The following is a 16,545-nucleotide window of genomic DNA, read 5'->3' as shown; positions in this document are numbered from 1 at the left end:
GCTATTTCGTCGACCCCGCCAGCACTCCCTGCACGAAGTACTTCTGGAACACCAGGAACACCGCGAGCGGCACGATCATCGACAGGAACGCGCCCGTCGAGAGCATGTCGATGTTCGTGCCGAACTGCCGCAGCTGGGCCCGCAGCGCCACCGTGATCGGTGCCGAGTCCTGGTCCGCGAACACCAGCGCCACCAGCAGGTCGTTCCACACCCAGAGGAACTGGAAGATCGTCAGCGAGGCGATCGCCGGCTTGGCCACCGGCAGGATCACCCGCTTGAAGATCACCCACTCCGTCGCGCCGTCCATCCGCGCGGCCTCGATCAGGTCGCGCGGGATGCCGGTGAAGAAGTTGCGCAGCAGGAAGATGGCGAACGGCAGCCCGAACGCGACGTGGAACAGCACCACGCCGGTGATCGTGCCGAACAGCCCCAGCGCGCCGAACAGCTTCGCCACCGGGATGAGCGCGACCTGGATCGGCATGACCAGCAACCCGACGACGACCACGGTCAGCGTCTCGCGGCCGGGGAACTCGATCCACGCCAGCGCGTACGAGGCCAGCGACGCCATCACGACGACCAGAACCGTTGCGGGGACGGCGATGTAGAAGGTGTTCAGGAACGACTGCCACACCGCCTGGTTCGCGACGAGCTCGGCGTAGTTGGCCAGCGTCAGCTCGGCGGGCTTGGTGAACACCGTCCACCAGCCGTTCGCGGTGTTGGCCGACTCGTCGCGCAACGACGCGATCAGCAGGCCGAACACCGGCACCAGCCAGAACACCGCCACCAGGGCGAGCACGACCTGCACGACACCGTTGCCGAGCCGGGCGACGAGCCGCGTCAGCACACCCCGCCTGGGCGCGCCGGACACCGGCACGTCGATGCGGACCTCTTCGGCCACCAGGGTCATGACCGCTCCCGTCGGAATCGGCGGATGTTGAACAGCATCGCCGGGGCCACCAGCAGGAACAGGATCACCGCGAGCGCGCTGCCCGCCCCCTGGTCGCCACCCGTGCCGAAGGACACCTGCCACATCTGCAGGGCCAGCACGTTGGCCTCGGACTGCACCGAGCCCGGCGCGATGACGAACACCAGCTCGAAGATCTTCAGCACGTTGATCACGAGTGTCACGAACACCACCAGCAGCACCGGGGAGAGCAGCGGGATGGTGACGCGCTTGAACACCTGCCACTCGGTCGCGCCGTCGACCCGCGCGGCCTCCAGCGCGTCCCGCGGGATCGCCGAGAGGCCCGCCGCGATGAACGTGATCGCGAACCCGGTCATGATCCAGATCCAGGAGGAGATGATCACCGGGGTGATCAGCGACGCCCCGAGCCAGGTCAGGCCGCGGAACGGCAGCGTGAAGTTCTCCGCCGGCAGCCGCACGGTCACGTCGCCCGCGCCGAGGTCGGGGAACGTGAACCTGCCGTCGTCACCGGTCGTCGTGCGGGCGACGACCCGGCCGTCCCGCACGGCCTCCACCGCGATGCCGGGCAGGCCGCGCTCGGTCGGGTCGACCGCGCCGGCCCTGCCGCCGAGCGACACGTCGAGCCACAGCACGCCGCGCAGCTCACCGGTGCCCGCGGCCGGCGGGGAGGCCGGGAGCGCCTGCGGCGGCACGTCCTGCGGCGAGTATCCGATGAGCGGCAACGAGATCGTGTCGCCCGCCTGGGCCGGCCGGATCGAGGCGAAGCCCGCTTCCGTTGCGGCGTAACCGTCACGGGGCCGTGCGCCGGGGTACTGCGACGCCGGGCTGAACATGTCGTGCACGCCGACGACGACCGCGTTCACGACGCCCTGGTTCGGCGCCTCGTCGTACACGAGCCGGAAGATGATGCCCGAGGCGAACAGCGAGATCGCCATCGGCATGAACAGCACCAGCCGGAACGCCGTGGCCCAGCGGATGCGTTCGGTCAGCACCGCGAGGATGAGGCCGATGCCGGTGACGGCCGCCGGAGCGACCACCACCCAGATCACGTTGTTGCGGAACGCGGTCAGCGTCCGCGGGTCGGTGAAGGTGTCGACGTAGTTGCGCAGACCGACGAACTCGTCCCCGCTCGCGTCGAAGAAGCTGCGGATCAGCGAGAACACCAGCGGGTAGAGCACCAGCGCCGCGAGCAGGACCAGCGCGGGGAGCAGGAACGGGATCGCCTGCCGGGGCGAGCGCCCCGGCGCGGCGTCCACGTTCACCCGAAGCCTCATTTGGCGAAGGCCTTCGCCGCGTTGGCTTCCAGGCGCGCCATGATGCCGTCGACGTTCTTCGGGTCGGCCAGGAAGTCCTGCAGGTCCTTCCACTCCCCCGCGCCCTTCGTGCCACCGAACGCGGCCGGCGCGAGGTCGGACATGTCGAACCGGACGTTGTCGCCCGCGTCGACGATCCGCTTGGCGAGCTCCTGGGTCACGGCGTCGGGGTACGCGGTCTCCGGGATGTCCTTGTTGGGCGAGAGGAATCCGCCCAGCCCGGCCCACACCTTGCCGGACTCGGGCGAGGCCAGGAACTTCATCAGCTCGGCGGTGGCCTTGTCGTCCTTGAACTGCACGGCCATGTCACCACCGGCGACCACGGCGTCCTTGCTGCCCGCGACGGACGGGAACGGGAAGAACTTGGCGTCCTCGCCGACCTTCGCCTTGGTGTTGGTGGTGATGATGCTGGCGACGAAGTCCGCCTCGAACACCATCGCGGCCGTGGAGGGCTCGCCGAAGACGTTGGTGACGGACTTCGGGAACTCGGTCTGCAGCGCGCCGCCCGCGATCAGCGTCGGGTCGCCCCAGAGCTTCGCCAGTTCCTCCAGCGCCTTGCGCACGGTCGGGTCGGTCCACGGGATCTCGTGCTTCGCGAGCTTGTCGTAGTTGTCCGGGCCCGCGGTGCGCAGGTAGACGTTCTCGAACCAGTCGGTGAGCGTCCAGCCGTCCGCGCCGCCGACCGACACCGCGGCGAGCCCGGTCTCGGAGATCGCCTTGCTGGTCTTGATCAGGTCGTCCCACGTGGCCGGCGGGGTGGCGCCGACCTGCTGGAAGGCCTTCTCGCTGTACCAGAACGCGGACTTGTTGGCGGTCTTGAAGGCGAAGCCGTAGAGCTTGCCGTCGACGCTGCCGAGCTGCTTCCACACCGCCGCGTTGTGGTCGGTGACGGCCTTCTCGACGTCGGCGTTCACCGGCTTCAACGCCCCGGCCCTGGCGAACTGCGCGACGAGACCGGGCTGGGCGATCAGGGCGACGTTCGGTGGTGTGCCGCCCGAGATTCTGGTCTGCACCACCGTCGGCAGCTCGTCACCGGCGGGTGTGTACTTGACCTCGGCGCCCGTCTTGTCGGTGAACACCTTCAGCACCTGCTCGAAGCTCTTCTGCTCGTCGCCGGTCCACGGGCCGACGACCTCGACGGTCTGGCCCTTGAGGTCCTCGGTGGTCCCGGTTCCCGCCGCCCCGCCGGAGCACGCGGCGGCGGTGAGCGCGAGCAACGCGATCCATTGCTTCCTCATTGAAGCTCTCCTACTTCCAGATCGAGGACCCGGTGGCCGGGTCGAAGAAGTGCAGCCGGGAGGTGTCCACCCAGGCGGCGACGGGTTGTCCTTCGTAGATGCGGGTGCGCGGGCTGAACCGTCCGACGAGGACGGTTCCCTTGCCGGCCTTGGGCAGGTCGTCGGTGCCGGCGTCCTTCGCGAGCTCGCGGGTGTCGTCGGTGACGACGGGCGGGACGTCGACCGGGAAGTGCACGAGGACGTCCGAGCCCATGGCCTCGACCAGGTCGGCGACGGAGTGGAGGATTTCGCCTTCGCGGGCGTCAGCGAGGGCCGTGTCCTCCATGTCCTCGGGGCGGATGCCGACCACGACGTCGCGGCCGACGTACTGCCTGAGCGCGGGCCGTTGCTGCAGCACGGACTCCGGCAGCAGCAGCGCGTCGGAGCCCAGCGAGACCCAGAAGCGGCCGTCGGAGTCCTCGTCGAGCTTCGCGGACACGAGGTTCATGCCCGGCGAGCCGATGAACCCGGCGACGAACAGGTTGACGGGCCGGTCGTAGAGCTCCTGGGGCGGCCCGACCTGTTGCAGCACACCGCGGCGCATCACGGCCACGCGGTCGCCGAGCGTCATGGCCTCGGTCTGGTCGTGCGTGACGTACACGGTCGTCACGCCGATCTCGCGCTGGATCCGCGCGATCTGCGCCCGCATCTGCACGCGCAGCTTGGCGTCCAGATTGGACAGTGGCTCGTCCATCAGGAACGCCTGCGGGGCGCGCACGATCGCCCGGCCCATCGCGACGCGCTGGCGTTGCCCGCCGGAGAGGTTGCGGGGCTTGCGGTCGAGGTGCTCGGTCAGTTCGAGGACGTCGGCGACCTCGCGGACGCGGTGGTCGATCTCCTTCTTCGCGAGCTTGCGCAGTGTGAGGCCGAACGCGATGTTGTCGTAGACGTTCAGGTGCGGGTAGAGCGCGTACGACTGGAACACCATCGCCACGTCGCGGTCACGTGACGGCACGTCGTTGACGACGTTCTCGCCGATGTGGATCGTGCCCTCGGTGATCTGCTCGAGCCCGGCGATCATCCGCAGCGCCGTCGTCTTGCCGCAGCCCGACGGGCCCACGAGCACCAGGAACTCACCGTCGCGGATCTCCAGGTTGAGGTCGGTGACCGCACGGGTGCCGTCACCGTAGGCCTTGCCCAGCCCCGTCAGAACGACTTCTGCCACGCCAACTCCCTGCTCCGGTGTGACTGCAGACCGTAGGCCCGCCATCCCTAAGGGAGATTTAAGGACGAAACACGATCTCGATAAGCTCGTGACACCTCTCCCAATCGACGGGTTCGGTGCTTACGCTGCGTGCATGTCGAAGGTGCTGGTGGTCGAGGACGACCCGGTGGTCCAGGCGGCGCTGGTGCACGCGCTGACCGACCTCGGTCACGTCGTGCAGGCCGTCGGCACCGCCGTGGCCGCACTGCGCGAGGCGGGGACTTCCGAACTGGACCTGGTGATACTCGACCTCGGGCTGCCGGACCTGGACGGCGTCGCGGCGCTGCGGATGCTGCGCGGGGTGAGCAACGTGCCGGTCATCGTGGCGACCGCGCGGGGTGCCGAGGCCTCGGTCGTGAGCACGCTGAACGCGGGCGCGGACGACTACATCGTGAAGCCGTTCTCGGCCGAGCACCTGGCCGCGCGGATCAACGCGTTGCTGCGCCGCACGGGTGGTTCGTCGGTGCCGTCCGAGGTCGTGGAACTCGGTGGGTTGCGCATCGATCTCGCCCAGCGGGCGGCGACGCTCGGCGACTCCGCTCTCGCGCTGAGCAGGCGGGAGTTCGACCTGCTGGCTTACCTGGCGCAACGGCCGGGGCGGGTGATCTCACGGCGAGAGCTCATCCAGGCCGTGTGGGGCAATCCGTACGTGGGCGACGACAAGACGATCGACGTCCACGCGTCCTGGTTGCGGCGCAAGCTCGGCGAGACCGCGGCGCATCCCCGTTACCTGCACACGGTCCGGGGCGTCGGGTTCAAGCTGGCGGCGCCCGAATGAGGGCGGTCATCACCCGCGCCCTGCTGCTCGCCGCCGGCCTGGTCGCCCTGGTTTTCGTGGCCACGGCTGGGTTTCTGACCTACTCGCACGCTGTGACCACCGCCGCCGAAGCCGATCGGCGTGATGCGGCTGTCGTCGCCGGGGTGCTGGCGGTGTCCGCGGATCCCGACGCCATCCGGGGAACGATCGCGCGCACGGCCGCCGGTGCCGGGGGCCGGTTGTCCGTGGTGCTGAGGGACGGCACGCGCCTCGGGGCCGGTGGTGGCGCGCCGGCCGCTTCCGTTGACGGGGCCGTGGTTTCGGTGGTGCCGGCCGCCGTGCCGTTCCCGTTCTTCGCGGTGTTCCTGGTCGTCGGGGTCGCGCTGGTGGCCTTGGGCGCGGCGGTGTGGTTGGGCCACAGGCCTTTCACGCCCGTGCTGGCGGCGCTGCGGGAGCTGACCACGTCGGTCGGGCGGCGGGTGCGGTTGCGCGGGCCGCGCGAACTGGAGGCGCTGGCGGAGTCGATCGACGAGGCCTCGTCGCGGACGTCGCAGCTGCTCGCGAAGGAACGCGAGATGATCGCGGACGTGTCGCACCGGCTGCGGACCCCGCTGGCGGCCCTGCGACTCGACGCCGACGCGGTGGGGGCCGGGCCCGTCGCCGACCGGATCCGCAGCGCTGTCAGCACACTGGGGCACGACGTCGACCGGATCATCCAGTCCCTGCAACCCTCCGAGGGCGAGCAGGCCGGTACGTGCGACGTGGCGTCGGTCGTGCAGACCCGGATGGTGTTCTGGTCCGCGCACGCCGCCGACCAGGGCCGGATGTGCGAGATCGACGTGGGCGAGCCCTGCTGGGTGCCGCTGGCGCCCGACGCGCTGGGCGCCGTGGTGGACACGTTGCTGGAGAACGTCTTCCGGCACACGCCTCCCGCCGCGCCGGTCGGGGTGTCGGTGGTGCGGCACGGCGGGTGGGTGACGCTGGTGGTCGAGGACGGCGGCACCGGGGTGGCCGATCCGTCCTCGGCGTTGCACCGGGGCAGCAGCGGTGGCGGGTCGACCGGGCTGGGCCTGGACATCGCCCGTGCCGCCGCGGAGGCGACCGGCGGGACGATCCACCTGGAGCGCGGGCGGCTGGGCGGCGCCAGGGTGCGGTTGCGGTTCGGGGAGGCCGACAGCCACCACGAGCCGGCGAGCCCGCGCGCGTGGCGGCTGTGGCACGGCCACCCCTGACCCCCTCGGTCAGGGAACGTCGATCTTGAACGGGTCGTGGTCGGTGAGCAGCTTGTCCAGCCGGGCTCTGTCCACCCGGCTGGTGATGTAGGTGTCCTCCTGCCGGTCCCTGAGCACCTTCGCCAGCGTGAACGCCGAGGTGACGGTGTAGAGCATCGCGATGCCCAGGAACGCGCGCACCCACCCGTCGACGGGCAGGAACACGACTCCGATGCCGACTGCGGTCAGCGAGAGCCCGAACGAGAGGACCGCCTGCACGTAGAACGCGGCGGTCGTCGGTGTGTGCGAGGGCGTGGCAGAGGTCATGATCCGAGAGTCCAGCGTCGCCCCCTGGCTGTCATGAGTACGGCTACTCATGTCCGGGTCACGTTCCGTCCAAGGAAAGCGCCTGCCTCGTCCTTCGACCGAACGCACCAATCCGCCGGACAAGCTGTCGGTAACCTGAAGACCGGTCCAGCGGGTTCGCACGGACATCGCGCCGGATTCGTACCGTTGGCCCAGCGGAAGCTGGTTCCTTTGGCGCCGCACCGAAAATGTCCGTCGCCGCCGATCAGTTTCGCGAACAAAGCGGGCGAGTCCGGTGCCGGCTGGCACAACCAGGTCACGTCCGCGTCCGCACCGGAACCAGCTGGGTCGGGAAGTCCACGCAGGGAAGGTAAGTAAGCGCCAGGGCCATCAGTCCTGTGTTGGGCAAGACTTGGACGAGTCCTAAACCTCTTTTATTACATCGGGTTCGGATGCGTGGATTGTTCGCGTTGAGTCATGTCGATAGGGTCCGCGTATCAGCACAGGGCATCACGTTAAGAGGCTTTCTTTGATCGGGCAGCGTGGACGACCGTCGTCGGATGCCGACCTGATCGATGCCGTGAGAGACGGCAGGGTCGAGGAGTACGGCAAGCTCTACGAACGGCACGTGCGCTCGGCGACCATCCTGGCGATGCAGCTGTCCACGTCGTCCTCGGACGCCGACGACCTGGTGGCGGAGGCGTTCGCCAAGGTCCTCGCCGCGTTGCGCGGCGGCGGTGGTCCCGGAGCCTCGTTCCGGCCGTACCTGCTGACGGCCGTGCGGCACGCGGCGTATGACCGCACCCGCAAGGAAAAGCGGCTCGAGCTCGCGGGGGACATCGAGGAGGTTCCCGGCGCCACCAAGGCGACCAGCGTGCCGTTCCGCGACAAGGCGGTGGAGGACCTCGACCAGGCGATGGCCGCGACGGCGTTCGCGACGCTGCCCGAACGGTGGCAGACGGTCCTGTGGCACACCGCGATCGAGGGCCAGTCGCCCGGTGAGATCGCGCCGTTGCTCGGCTTGACCGCGAACGGCGTCTCCGCGATGGCGTTCCGTGCGCGCGAAGGCCTGCGCAAGGCGTTCCTGCAGGCGCACATCAACCAGGAGCCGACGGAGAAGTGCCGTGCCACGGTGACGAAGCTCGGCGCCTGGACGCGCGGCGGGCTCAAGGGCCGTGACGCCGTCCAGCTGGACGCGCACATGGACGACTGCGCCGAATGCCGCAAGCTCGCCGGCGAACTGTCCGACGTCAACGGCGCGCTGCGCGGACTCGTCGCCCCCATCGTGCTCGGCACGGGCACCGCCGGCTACCTCGCCGCCGCCGCGACCGCGACCAAGGGCGCCGCGGTGACCGTCAGCCTGACCTCGTGGCTGGGTGTCGCCGCCTCCGCCGCGGCCGTCGTGGTCGTCGCCGCCTCCGGAGTCGTCAGCACCGACGGCGGGCCGTCCTCGACGATCCCCGGCGCCGCGCCGGCGATCGGCACGAGCACCTCGGAGGGTGTGGCGCAGCCCGGTCAGCCCGGCTCGACCCAGAGCTCCGGCAGCGTGCCGGCGGGCACCTCCGCCGGTTCGGCGGCACCGGGCGCGGGGACGAGCGGCTCAGCCGGACCGGCGACCACGACGAACAACAACACGGTCGCTCCCGGGGCGGCCAAGCTGTCCGGGGCGGCGCCCAGCAGCGTCGCCATGACCACCGAGGGCCCGCCCAACGAGATGAACATCAGCATCACCAACAACGGCACGGCACCGACCACGGTGCCAACGTTGACACTGACCATGCCCGACAAGATCAAGACGGTCGGGCCGGGCAACACCTCGGCGGACATGATCGGGTGCCCCGCGGGCAAGGGCACCGTGACGTGCGAGGGCGGCCAGACGCTGGCGCCCGGCCAGACGATCACGTTCCGGGCCCGGCTGCAGGCTGATCCCAAGGCCGGGGACGGGGTCATCACCGGGGTGGCGGGGCCGGTGCAGGTGAGCATCCCGGTCACGATCGCCCAGGCGCAGGCCTGAGTCCACTTCGGACGGCGAGATCGGCCCGGGCACCGCACCATGGGCGGGTGGAGGAGCTCACGGCGGCGTTGACCGAGCTGGAGGCACCGTTCCGCACGCTCGTCGACGATTCGGAGTGGGCGCACGCGAGCGTGGAGGGCCTGGTCCTCGACCTCGGCACCTGGTGGTCCGCCGACGCCCGGACCAGGCTGCAGCCGCAGGTGACGTTCAGCGACGCCTTCAGCGAGGCGAGCCGCCACAACGGCGGGACCTACGTCGAGGGGTACGTCTGGACGGGCGGGCTGGCCGTCGCGGCCGCGTGGTGCGGGCTCGGCGGCGCGGTCGTCTACGGGCCACGGGCCGAGGCCTATCTCGGCGTGGGGCTGTCACCGCACTTCTGCCGCCGGATCCAGCAGCGCAACGGCACAGCCGCGGTGCTCATGAGCAAGCACCCCAGGCTGTTGCCGTTGCTGCGGGACGGACTGCCTCGTGGAGCGGCGGTGCCCGGCGGCAGGCCGGGCCCCCGCTCACTCAGAACCTAGCGCCGCGAACCTCTCGTCCGCCTCTTTCCGGTGCCGGTCCGCCTCGGCGGGATCCGCGACCGCGCGGGCGAGGTGCTTGTGCGCGTTCGCGGCCTCACGCCGGTCGTCGATGCGTTCAGCCAGTTCCAATGCCTCACGCAACGGCGCGATGGCCTCGGCAGGACGCCCGGCCGCCGTCAGTACCTCACCGAGGTAGTTGAGCACCACGGTCTCCGTCGTCACGTCGCCGATCGCGCGCACGGCGGCCAACGCCGATTCCAGCGCCTCCAACGCTTCGGCGTGCCTGCCCATGGCGTGCAGGATCATGCCCAGCGCGCTCCGGGTGTCCGCCTCGTCGCGACGGCTGCCCATCTCCCGCATCAACGCGAGCGCCGACGTGCACGCCTGCAGCGCCTCGTCGTACCGGCCCAGCGCGCTGTAGATGTTGCTGACGTTGCTCATCGCCTGCGACTCGAGGTGCCGGTCGCCGAGCTGACGTGCCACGGTGATGGCCTGTTCGAGCAGGTCGGCGGCCTCGGCGTGACGGCCGAGGGTCCGGTAGACCAGCGAGAGGTTGTTCAGCGTGCCCGCCACGCCCTGCAGGTCGCCCAGCTCGCGGAGCATCTCGATCGCGCGCTCGTTGTAGTGGATGGCCGTCGGGTACTGCGCGGTCTGCCAGAACACCATCGCGTAGTTCTTCGTGGTGATCGCGAGCGCCACCGGCTCGTCCTTCGCGGCCTCCAGCGCCAGTTCGTTGATCGTGGCCCAGTCACGCGTGTGGCCGCGCACCATGCAGAAGAACGTCAACGCGCGCGCGAGCTGCCACGTGTGTGTGCGCCAGTCACCGTCGAGTGACAGCGCCACGGCTGCCACGAGCGTCTGGCGTTCGGTCTCCAGCCACTCGACCGCGTGGTCGTAGTCGCGCAGCACCAGCCGCGACGCCGGCCGGTAGGTGATGTCGACCTCGTACCTGCGCGCGGCGGGCGACATCAGCCGCGTCGCCTGGTTCGCCGTGTCCAGGAAGTGGTCGAGCAGCCTGGTCAGCGGCGCGCGGGTGCTGTCGACCTTGGACTGCGCGTACTGCCGGAGCAGGTCGTGCATCCGGTACCGGCCGAGCGTCGCCGACTCCAGCAGGTGCACGTCGACGAGGTCTTCGAGCATCCCGTCGGTCTCCAGCAGGTCGAGCTCGCCCAGCGCCGCGGCCTGGTGAACGTCGAGGTCGGTGCCGTGGTGCAGGCCCAGCAGACCGAAGAGCCGCTGGTGAGCGGCGGGGAGCTGGCTGAACGACAACGCGAAGACCGCGTCCAGTTCGGATAATCGTCCCTCGCGCAGCCGCGTCGCGAGGTGGGCGGTGGTCCAGGTGGGACGGCTGCGGAGCCGTCCGGCGGCCAGGCGCACGGCCAGCGGCAGCCGTCCGCACAGCTCCACGACCTCGCGAGCCGCGGCGTCGTTGCCGCGATCGTCGCCGACGATCGTGGCGAACAGCTGCAACGCCTCCGCCTCGGACAGCACGTCCAGCGTGAGCGTCGAGGTGCCTTCCAGCTCGACCAGCCGGGCACGGGACGTGACCAGCACCAGCGAGCCCGGCACGCCCGGCAGCAGCGGACGGACCTGGTCTGCGCTCACCGCGTTGTCGAGCACGACCAGCAACCTGCGCCGGGACAGCTCGGCCCGCCACATGGCGGCCCGTTCGTCCAGGCCGACCGGGATCTCCTCCAGGCCGAGCGCGCGCAACAACACGTCGAGCGCGTCTGTCGGTTCCACGGGCGCACGGCCCGCGGTGTGCGCGTGCAGGTCGATGAACAGCTGACCGTCCGGATACTCCAGGCGGTGCGCCAAGTGCACGGCGAGCGTCGTCTTGCCCACGCCCGGCATGCCGTCGATCGCGGAGATCACGACGGCTGATCTGCCGGTGACCGCCCTGGTCAGCCGGTCCATCTCGGCGGTGCGGCCGGTGAAGTCCGCGACGTCGCGGGGCAGCGTGTTCAGGGCCGGTCGCGGCTGGTCGCCGCGCAACAGCCGTGCGTGCAGTTCGCGCAGTTCGCCGCCCGGATCGGTGCCGAGTTCGTCGGCGAGCAGCACCCGCACGTCGTCGAACACCTGCAGCGCCTCGGCCGGCCGGTTGGCCCGCTGCAGCGCGTGCATGAGCTGCAGCCACAGCTGTTCCCGCAACGGGAACTGCTTCGTCAGCCGTCGCAACTCGGGGATCAGCCGCTCGCCCTGACCGAGCTCGATCGACAGCCGCGCGTGCTGCTCGGCGACGGTGAGCCGGCGTTCCTGCAGCAGCGTGAGCTCGGCCTCGAGCCGCGGCCCCACGGTGAGGCCGTCCAGCGCCGGGCCACGCCACAGCGCCAGCGCTTCCGCGTACTTCCCGGCCGCCGCCCGGTGATCGCCCCGCTTCAACGCCTCGTCGCCGGCCGCGCACAGCTCTTCGAAGACGCCGACGTCGACCTCTCCGTCCGGCACCTTGAGCCGGTATCCACCTGGAACGGTGACGAGGTCGTCCAGCACGAGCTTGCGCAGGGCGGCGACATAGGTTCGGATGTTCGATTCAGGAGCCGCGGGTGGAGATTCCCACACCGCCTCGCTCAGATGTTCAAAACTGACCGTCTTGTTGGCGTGCAGTGCCAACGCCGCGAGCAACGCCCTTTGCCGGGGCCCGCCCAGCCGCAGTTCCACGCCCCCACGCCAGATCTGCAGCGGCCCAAGAAGCCGATACCGCACTAGCCCTCCTCGGGGGGCATGGTGCCAGAACTCGGAGGTGCTGTGCGGAATTTGTGCGGACGATCTTGGAAACTTGGCGCACGCCGCCGTGACGAGGGGGAACGAAGATGGACCTGAACAGATCATGGTCCGGCCAGGCAGCCTAGAATGGCCGGATGACCGAGACGGCGAAGCGACGTCCCGGCCCCCGGATCGAAGAGGTCGCGCGGGTCGCCGGAGTGTCCAAGTCGACCGTCTCGCGCGTGATCAACGACGAGCAGTACGTCAGCGCGAAGGCCCGGGAGGCCGTCCACGCCGCCATCGCGCAGCTGGGCTACTCCCCCAACCAGGCCGCGCGCTCCCTCGCCGGCAACCGGGCCAACGCCATCGCCCTGGTCGTCTCGGAACCGACCGGCCGCGTGCTGTCCGACCCGTTCTTCGCGGGTGTGCTGCGGGGCATCCACTCCGAGCTCGCCGGCCGCCACATGCAGCTGCTGCTGATGATGAGCCAGCCGGCCGACACCGGTGACCTCGTCACCTACCTGAGCAGCGGGCACGTCGACGGCGCGTTGCTGGTCAGCCTGCACGGCGACGACCCGCTGGTGCCGATGCTCGCCGAGATCGGACTGCCCGTGGTGTCCGGCGGGCGGCCGCTGGGCACCACGGTCCCGTTCGTCGACGCCGACAACTTCACCGGCGCCCTGGAGGCCGCGCGGCACCTGGCGTCGCTGGGCCGCAAGCGCATCGCCACCGTCGCCGGGCCGAAGGACATGGCCGTCGGCGCAGATCGCCTGAGTGGGTTCAAGCGCGGCCTGAGCGAGGCCAGGCTGTCCGCGGACCTGGTGGAGCACGGCGACTTCACGCCGGAGAGCGGCGCGAAGGCCATGGAACTGTTGCTGTGCAAGGCTCCCGACCTCGACGCGGTGTTCGTGGCCGCGGACATCATGGCGCTGGGCGCGTTGCAGGTGCTGCACGCGCAGGGCAAGCGCGTGCCCGAGGACGTGGCCGTGGTCGGGTTCGACGACTCGGTGTTCGCCGCGACCGCCACCCCGCCGCTGACGACGATCCGGCAGGACGTCGAGGAACTCGGGCGCACGATGACGTGGCGGCTGCTCGCGGAACTGGCGGGCGAGCACGGCCTGCCCCCGTCGCTGCTGCTGCCCACCTCGCTCGTGGTGCGCTCCAGCGCCTGACCAGGTCGCCCGAAAGGGACTTACATCGGCGATCGTCGACCGTCCGTGACGAATCGGCCCGATTTTCACCCGTTCAGCACAACCTCGGGGCACTGTCGGTAACACCGTGAGCAGGTTCTCGATGGTGAGGCGTACAAGCCCACCCTCGAGGGAGTTGCGACAGTGATCGAGAACTCGGCCGCCGGTCTGGTCATGGTTCCCGGCGACGTGACGGTGACCGTCACCGGCGAACAGCACCACCAGGACGTGCTGTCGCGGTACGCGGTTCCGGACGGCGTGACGCGGCACGTCGCCGTGAACCTGACGTGGTGCGTGATCGCCGCCGGCAAGCACCGCGGTCAGCGCGGCATCGAGGTGCGGCTCGACGGCTACCGCGTGGGCGAGCTGACTTTCCTGATGTCGCAACGGTATGCGCCCGTGCTGACGCACGTGGAGTCCGGCGGCGGCTCGACCGGCTGCGCCGCGTTCGTCCAGCGCGGCGGCAACGGCCTGCTGCAGATCTCGCTGCGCATGCCCCGCGAGATTCCCCGTGGCGCGATCGTGCCGGTGCCGGCGGCGCGCAGGTCGTGGATGGCGCCGGTGGCCATCGGCGTGGCCGGCCTGCTCGGGTTCTTCTTCGTGATCGGCATCGTGGGAGCCGCGCTCAGCGGCCCGACCGACGTGAACAACGCAGCTGCAGGACTCTCCTCCACCACCGCACCTACTACGACGACGACCGTCGCACCGCCGACCAGCACCACCACGTCGACCACGACGACGACCACCACAACGACTACGACCACCACTCCCCCGGCCGTCCCGCAGCCGAAGCCCCAGCCTCAGCCTCAGCCCAACCCGCAACCGAAGCCGCAGCCGATTCCCCAGCCACAGCCCCAGCCCGCGCCGAAGCCCGCGTGCGACCCGAACTACGGCGGCTGCGTACCGATCGCGACCGACGTGGACTGCGCCGGCGGCAGCGGCAACGGGCCCGCCTACGTGGCAGGCCCGATCCGGGTCATCGGCACCGACATCTACGGCCTGGACCACGACAAGGACGGCACCGCCTGCGAGTGACGTCAGCGTGCGAACGAAGGATTCGTGGCGTCGCTTCCCTGTTCCGCGGAGTGGGAAACGAGGGCGTCGCCGAGGTCGGTGCGCGCGTAGACGACGCTGCGGCCGTGGCGTTGCGAGGCCAGCAATCCGGCGTCGCGCAACGCTCGCAGGTGCTGGTTCACCGCCGAGGTCGTGACGCCCGTGAGACGCGCGATGTCCGTGGACGAACGCGGTTGCGCGAGTTCGGCCAGCAGATCCGCCCGCACCTGGCCAAGGACACCGGCGAGAGCCGCTGGCCCACGACTGCGGCCCTTCTCCCACACCGTGCCGGCGCCACGGGCCGAGTAGATGAGCAACGGCGGTGCGCCGGGGTCGACGGGCACCGCCGTGCGTCGCGCGAACACGCTGGGAACCAGCGTCAGCCCTTGTCCCCTTGCCTCCACCCGCCGCGGCTGCGCTCCCGCGATCCGCACCTGGACCACCGGAGCGGAGAAGGTGATCCGGTCGGAGATCCCCGAGAGCATCGCCGCCAGTCCGTGCTGGGCCATGTCGCGGCCCCGGTGAGCGATGTCGGCTTCGAGCACCGCGCGCATCCGTTCCCACCGGGGCGCCAACGCCGCGTGCCAGTAGTGCTCCAGCGCGTCGAGCACCCGGCCGCGATCGCGCAACGCGTCCGGGACGTCCCCGAACAGCGCGCGGTAGTGACGACGCATGGTGCGAGCGGGGATCTCACGCAACGCGGCGAACTCGTCGTCGATCCGCGTGAACGGCGTCAGCGGGCGAGGGCTCAGGAAGTCCGGCGTCCAGCCTCGGGTGGTGGACAGCGCCAGGAGGACCTCGGCGTCGACGGCTCGGATACCGCGCACCCACGGCAGGTGCAGCGGGTACTTCGCCGGGTCTTTCAGCACTCGCAGGCTGAGTGTCAGTTCGCTGAGCGGTGAGACGGCGAACCGCACGTCCACCAGGTCGGACTCGCCGAGCACGAACTCGATCATGTAGCAGGACGCTACATCTGTTACGTCCCGACACACAGCCGCGCAGGCTTCGCGGTCATGTGGACCGACATGCGGCTGGCGTTGCGGATCGCCGGCCGGGCAGCGCAGGTGGCGGAACGCGCGTTCCGGGCGGGCGAATTCGGCGTGCGGCTCAAGGAGGACGGCAGCGAGGTCACCCCGGCCGATCTCGAGGTCGAGGACCTGGTGCGCCGGTTGCTCGCCGAAGCGGTGCCCGAGGACGGCGTCGCAGGTGAGGAACGTCCCGAACGCGTGGGAACGTCCGGACGGCGGTGGCTGGTCGACCCGATCAGCGGCACCGCCGACTTCGTGGCCGGGCGGCCGACGTACTCAGTGGACCTGGCGCTGGAGAACGCGCTCGCCGTGTCCGCGATGCCGTCGCTGGGCATCACGATGGCGGCGGGACGGGGAATCGGCTGCCGGATCTTCCGCGGCGAGAAGGAAGAAGTCGCCCGCGTGTCCTCACGGGACAAGGTCGACGGTGCGCGGGTGTGCCTGCACGGCAAGAGGAAACCGACGCTGGAGCAGTGTGTCGTCGTGGACGGCTCCACGTCGGTGCTGGACCTGATCACGGGCCGGGTGGACGCGGTGATCGCGGCCGGTGCGGGCCTGGACGAGTTCGACATGGCGTGCCTGCCGGTGCTCGTGGAGGAGGCGGGCGGCCGCGTGACGGTGGTCGAGGAGGACGTCGTGCTGGCCACCAACGGTGTCCTGCACGACGCCTTCCTCGCTCTCCTGGTCGCGCGTCCTGGTGTCGAACCAGGCACCCCAGGCTTATGAGGCCTGGGTGATCGCCGGATCCCGCGCGCTGGAGTGACCGACCGGACTCGCACCGGCTTCGACCAGGACCACAACCTGGTGCCTCGACTGCTTCGGCTTCGGTCACGGCTGCCCGTCGAGGACTCGAACCTCGATCTCCGCGTTCAGAGCGCGGTGTCCGTGCCAATTGGACCAACGGGCATCAAAAAAGCCGCCTCGTCGCTGAGTGCGACGGGACGGCTCCCCGGAGACATGAGTCAGCTCATGCCGAGGAGCACCAGACGTGCTGATGGCGCATGTGTTGCATCACGGCTGGCTCCTTCCTCCGGTTCGTCGAG

At 70.1% G+C, this 16,545-nt stretch carries 14 protein-coding genes, 2 tRNA genes and 1 pseudogene; 7 read left to right on the top strand and 10 right to left on the bottom strand.

Annotation, left to right across the window (positions count from 1 at the left end; translation table 11 throughout):
* Position 1 precedes the first annotated feature (1 nt).
* Genes IG04_RS0114910 through IG04_RS0114895 form a run of 4 tightly spaced genes read right to left on the bottom strand, consistent with a single transcriptional unit; the run spans position 2 to position 4,680 of the window.
* Complete coding sequence (locus IG04_RS0114910; RefSeq protein ID WP_030477233.1) at positions 2-907, bottom strand: carbohydrate ABC transporter permease; 906 nt, start codon at positions 905-907, stop codon at positions 2-4.
* On the bottom strand, positions 904-2,199 hold the full coding sequence (locus IG04_RS0114905) for an ABC transporter permease subunit (protein WP_144065356.1): 1,296 nt from the start codon (positions 2,197-2,199) through the stop codon (positions 904-906). Before IG04_RS0114905 ends, IG04_RS0114910 begins: the two co-directional genes overlap by 4 nt.
* The gene (locus IG04_RS0114900; protein WP_030477231.1) at positions 2,196-3,476 is read right to left on the bottom strand and encodes an ABC transporter substrate-binding protein; all 1,281 of its coding nucleotides are present in this window, start codon (positions 3,474-3,476) and stop codon (positions 2,196-2,198) included. The genes IG04_RS0114905 and IG04_RS0114900 overlap by 4 nt, the downstream gene beginning before the upstream one ends.
* Positions 3,477-3,486: 10 nt before the next feature.
* The gene (locus tag IG04_RS0114895) at positions 3,487-4,680 is read right to left on the bottom strand and encodes an ABC transporter ATP-binding protein (protein ID WP_030477230.1); all 1,194 of its coding nucleotides are present in this window, start codon (positions 4,678-4,680) and stop codon (positions 3,487-3,489) included.
* Between the two features lie 133 nt (positions 4,681-4,813).
* Here IG04_RS0114895 and IG04_RS0114890 point away from each other — a divergent pair, with 133 nt between their 5' ends.
* Positions 4,814-5,497, top strand: a complete 684-nt coding sequence (locus IG04_RS0114890) for a response regulator transcription factor (RefSeq protein ID WP_030477229.1) — start codon at positions 4,814-4,816, stop codon at positions 5,495-5,497.
* A complete protein-coding gene (locus IG04_RS0114885; RefSeq protein WP_030477228.1) occupies positions 5,494-6,708 on the top strand; it encodes a sensor histidine kinase in 1,215 nt (404 codons plus the stop codon). Before IG04_RS0114890 ends, IG04_RS0114885 begins: the two co-directional genes overlap by 4 nt.
* Before the next feature lie 9 nt (positions 6,709-6,717).
* Here the strand turns inward: IG04_RS0114885 and IG04_RS0114880 are convergent, their stop codons facing one another.
* A complete protein-coding gene (locus IG04_RS0114880) occupies positions 6,718-7,014 on the bottom strand; it encodes a YiaA/YiaB family inner membrane protein (RefSeq protein WP_030477227.1) in 297 nt (98 codons plus the stop codon).
* Positions 7,015-7,143: 129 nt separating this feature from the next.
* Positions 7,144-7,313: pseudogene (locus tag IG04_RS48110) on the bottom strand (trehalase-like domain-containing protein); the annotation flags it as partial.
* Positions 7,314-7,573: 260 nt separating this feature from the next.
* Here IG04_RS48110 and IG04_RS0114875 point away from each other — a divergent pair.
* Positions 7,574-9,007, top strand: coding sequence for a sigma-70 family RNA polymerase sigma factor (locus tag IG04_RS0114875; protein WP_144065358.1), 1,434 nt, complete (start codon positions 7,574-7,576; stop codon positions 9,005-9,007).
* A 47-nt stretch (positions 9,008-9,054) separates the two neighbouring features.
* Complete coding sequence (locus IG04_RS0114870; RefSeq protein ID WP_030477225.1) at positions 9,055-9,528, top strand: hypothetical protein; 474 nt, start codon at positions 9,055-9,057, stop codon at positions 9,526-9,528.
* Here the strand turns inward: IG04_RS0114870 and IG04_RS0114865 are convergent.
* Entirely contained in the window at positions 9,514-12,231 is a 2,718-nt protein-coding gene (locus IG04_RS0114865; protein WP_030477224.1) for an AfsR/SARP family transcriptional regulator, read from the bottom strand. The two genes, IG04_RS0114870 and IG04_RS0114865, sit on opposite strands and share 15 nt — an antisense overlap.
* A 155-nt stretch (positions 12,232-12,386) precedes the next feature.
* Between IG04_RS0114865 and IG04_RS0114860 the strand changes: the two genes are divergently transcribed.
* Both IG04_RS0114860 and IG04_RS47680 read left to right on the top strand, forming a co-directional pair.
* On the top strand, positions 12,387-13,403 hold the full coding sequence (locus IG04_RS0114860; protein ID WP_030477223.1) for a LacI family DNA-binding transcriptional regulator: 1,017 nt from the start codon (positions 12,387-12,389) through the stop codon (positions 13,401-13,403).
* A gap of 162 nt (positions 13,404-13,565) precedes the next feature.
* Positions 13,566-14,456 (top strand): hypothetical protein, encoded by an 891-nt coding sequence (locus IG04_RS47680; RefSeq protein WP_211257762.1) that lies wholly within the window; start codon positions 13,566-13,568, stop codon positions 14,454-14,456.
* 2 nt (positions 14,457-14,458) lie between these two features.
* Here IG04_RS47680 and IG04_RS0114850 read toward each other — a convergent pair whose 3' ends face one another.
* Positions 14,459-15,430: an ArsR/SmtB family transcription factor gene (locus IG04_RS0114850; RefSeq protein WP_036014661.1), complete on the bottom strand. Its 972-nt coding sequence runs from the start codon at positions 15,428-15,430 to the stop codon at positions 14,459-14,461.
* Positions 15,431-15,487: 57 nt separating this feature from the next.
* Here IG04_RS0114850 and IG04_RS48940 point away from each other — a divergent pair, with 57 nt between their 5' ends.
* A complete protein-coding gene (locus IG04_RS48940) occupies positions 15,488-16,228 on the top strand; it encodes an inositol monophosphatase family protein (protein ID WP_051769911.1) in 741 nt (246 codons plus the stop codon).
* Here the strand turns inward: IG04_RS48940 and IG04_RS46475 are convergent.
* Together IG04_RS46475 and IG04_RS0114840 are read right to left on the bottom strand one after the other, a co-directional pair.
* Positions 16,185-16,256: transfer RNA gene (locus IG04_RS46475), tRNA-Ile, on the bottom strand. The two genes, IG04_RS48940 and IG04_RS46475, sit on opposite strands and share 44 nt — an antisense overlap.
* Positions 16,257-16,336: 80 nt before the next feature.
* Positions 16,337-16,409 (bottom strand) — tRNA-Gln (locus tag IG04_RS0114840).
* Positions 16,410-16,545: the final 136 nt, after the last annotated feature.

Source organism: Lentzea albidocapillata, assembly GCF_000719115.1.
GTDB lineage: Bacteria > Actinomycetota > Actinomycetes > Mycobacteriales > Pseudonocardiaceae > Lentzea > Lentzea albidocapillata.
Note: the sequence above shows the minus strand (reverse complement) of the source record. Positions and strands in the feature narration are given on the sequence as shown.

What these genes read in the sequence shown, in the direction of transcription:
- IG04_RS0114885 (WP_030477228.1), top strand. Translation starts at nt 5,494, where the DNA reads ATGAGGGCGGTCATCACCCGCGCCCTGCTGCTCGCCGCCGGCCTGGTC.
- IG04_RS0114860 (WP_030477223.1), top strand. Translation starts at nt 12,387, where the DNA reads ATGACCGAGACGGCGAAGCGACGTCCCGGCCCCCGGATCGAAGAGGTC.
- IG04_RS0114905 (WP_144065356.1), bottom strand. Translation starts at nt 2,199, where the DNA reads ATGAGGCTTCGGGTGAACGTGGACGCCGCGCCGGGGCGCTCGCCCCGG.
- IG04_RS0114880 (WP_030477227.1), bottom strand. Translation starts at nt 7,014, where the DNA reads ATGACCTCTGCCACGCCCTCGCACACACCGACGACCGCCGCGTTCTAC.
- IG04_RS0114890 (WP_030477229.1), top strand. Translation starts at nt 4,814, where the DNA reads ATGTCGAAGGTGCTGGTGGTCGAGGACGACCCGGTGGTCCAGGCGGCG.
- IG04_RS0114900 (WP_030477231.1), bottom strand. Translation starts at nt 3,476, where the DNA reads ATGAGGAAGCAATGGATCGCGTTGCTCGCGCTCACCGCCGCCGCGTGC.
- IG04_RS0114850 (WP_036014661.1), bottom strand. Translation starts at nt 15,430, where the DNA reads ATGATCGAGTTCGTGCTCGGCGAGTCCGACCTGGTGGACGTGCGGTTC.
- IG04_RS0114910 (WP_030477233.1), bottom strand. Translation starts at nt 907, where the DNA reads ATGACCCTGGTGGCCGAAGAGGTCCGCATCGACGTGCCGGTGTCCGGC.
- IG04_RS48940 (WP_051769911.1), top strand. Translation starts at nt 15,488, where the DNA reads ATGTGGACCGACATGCGGCTGGCGTTGCGGATCGCCGGCCGGGCAGCG.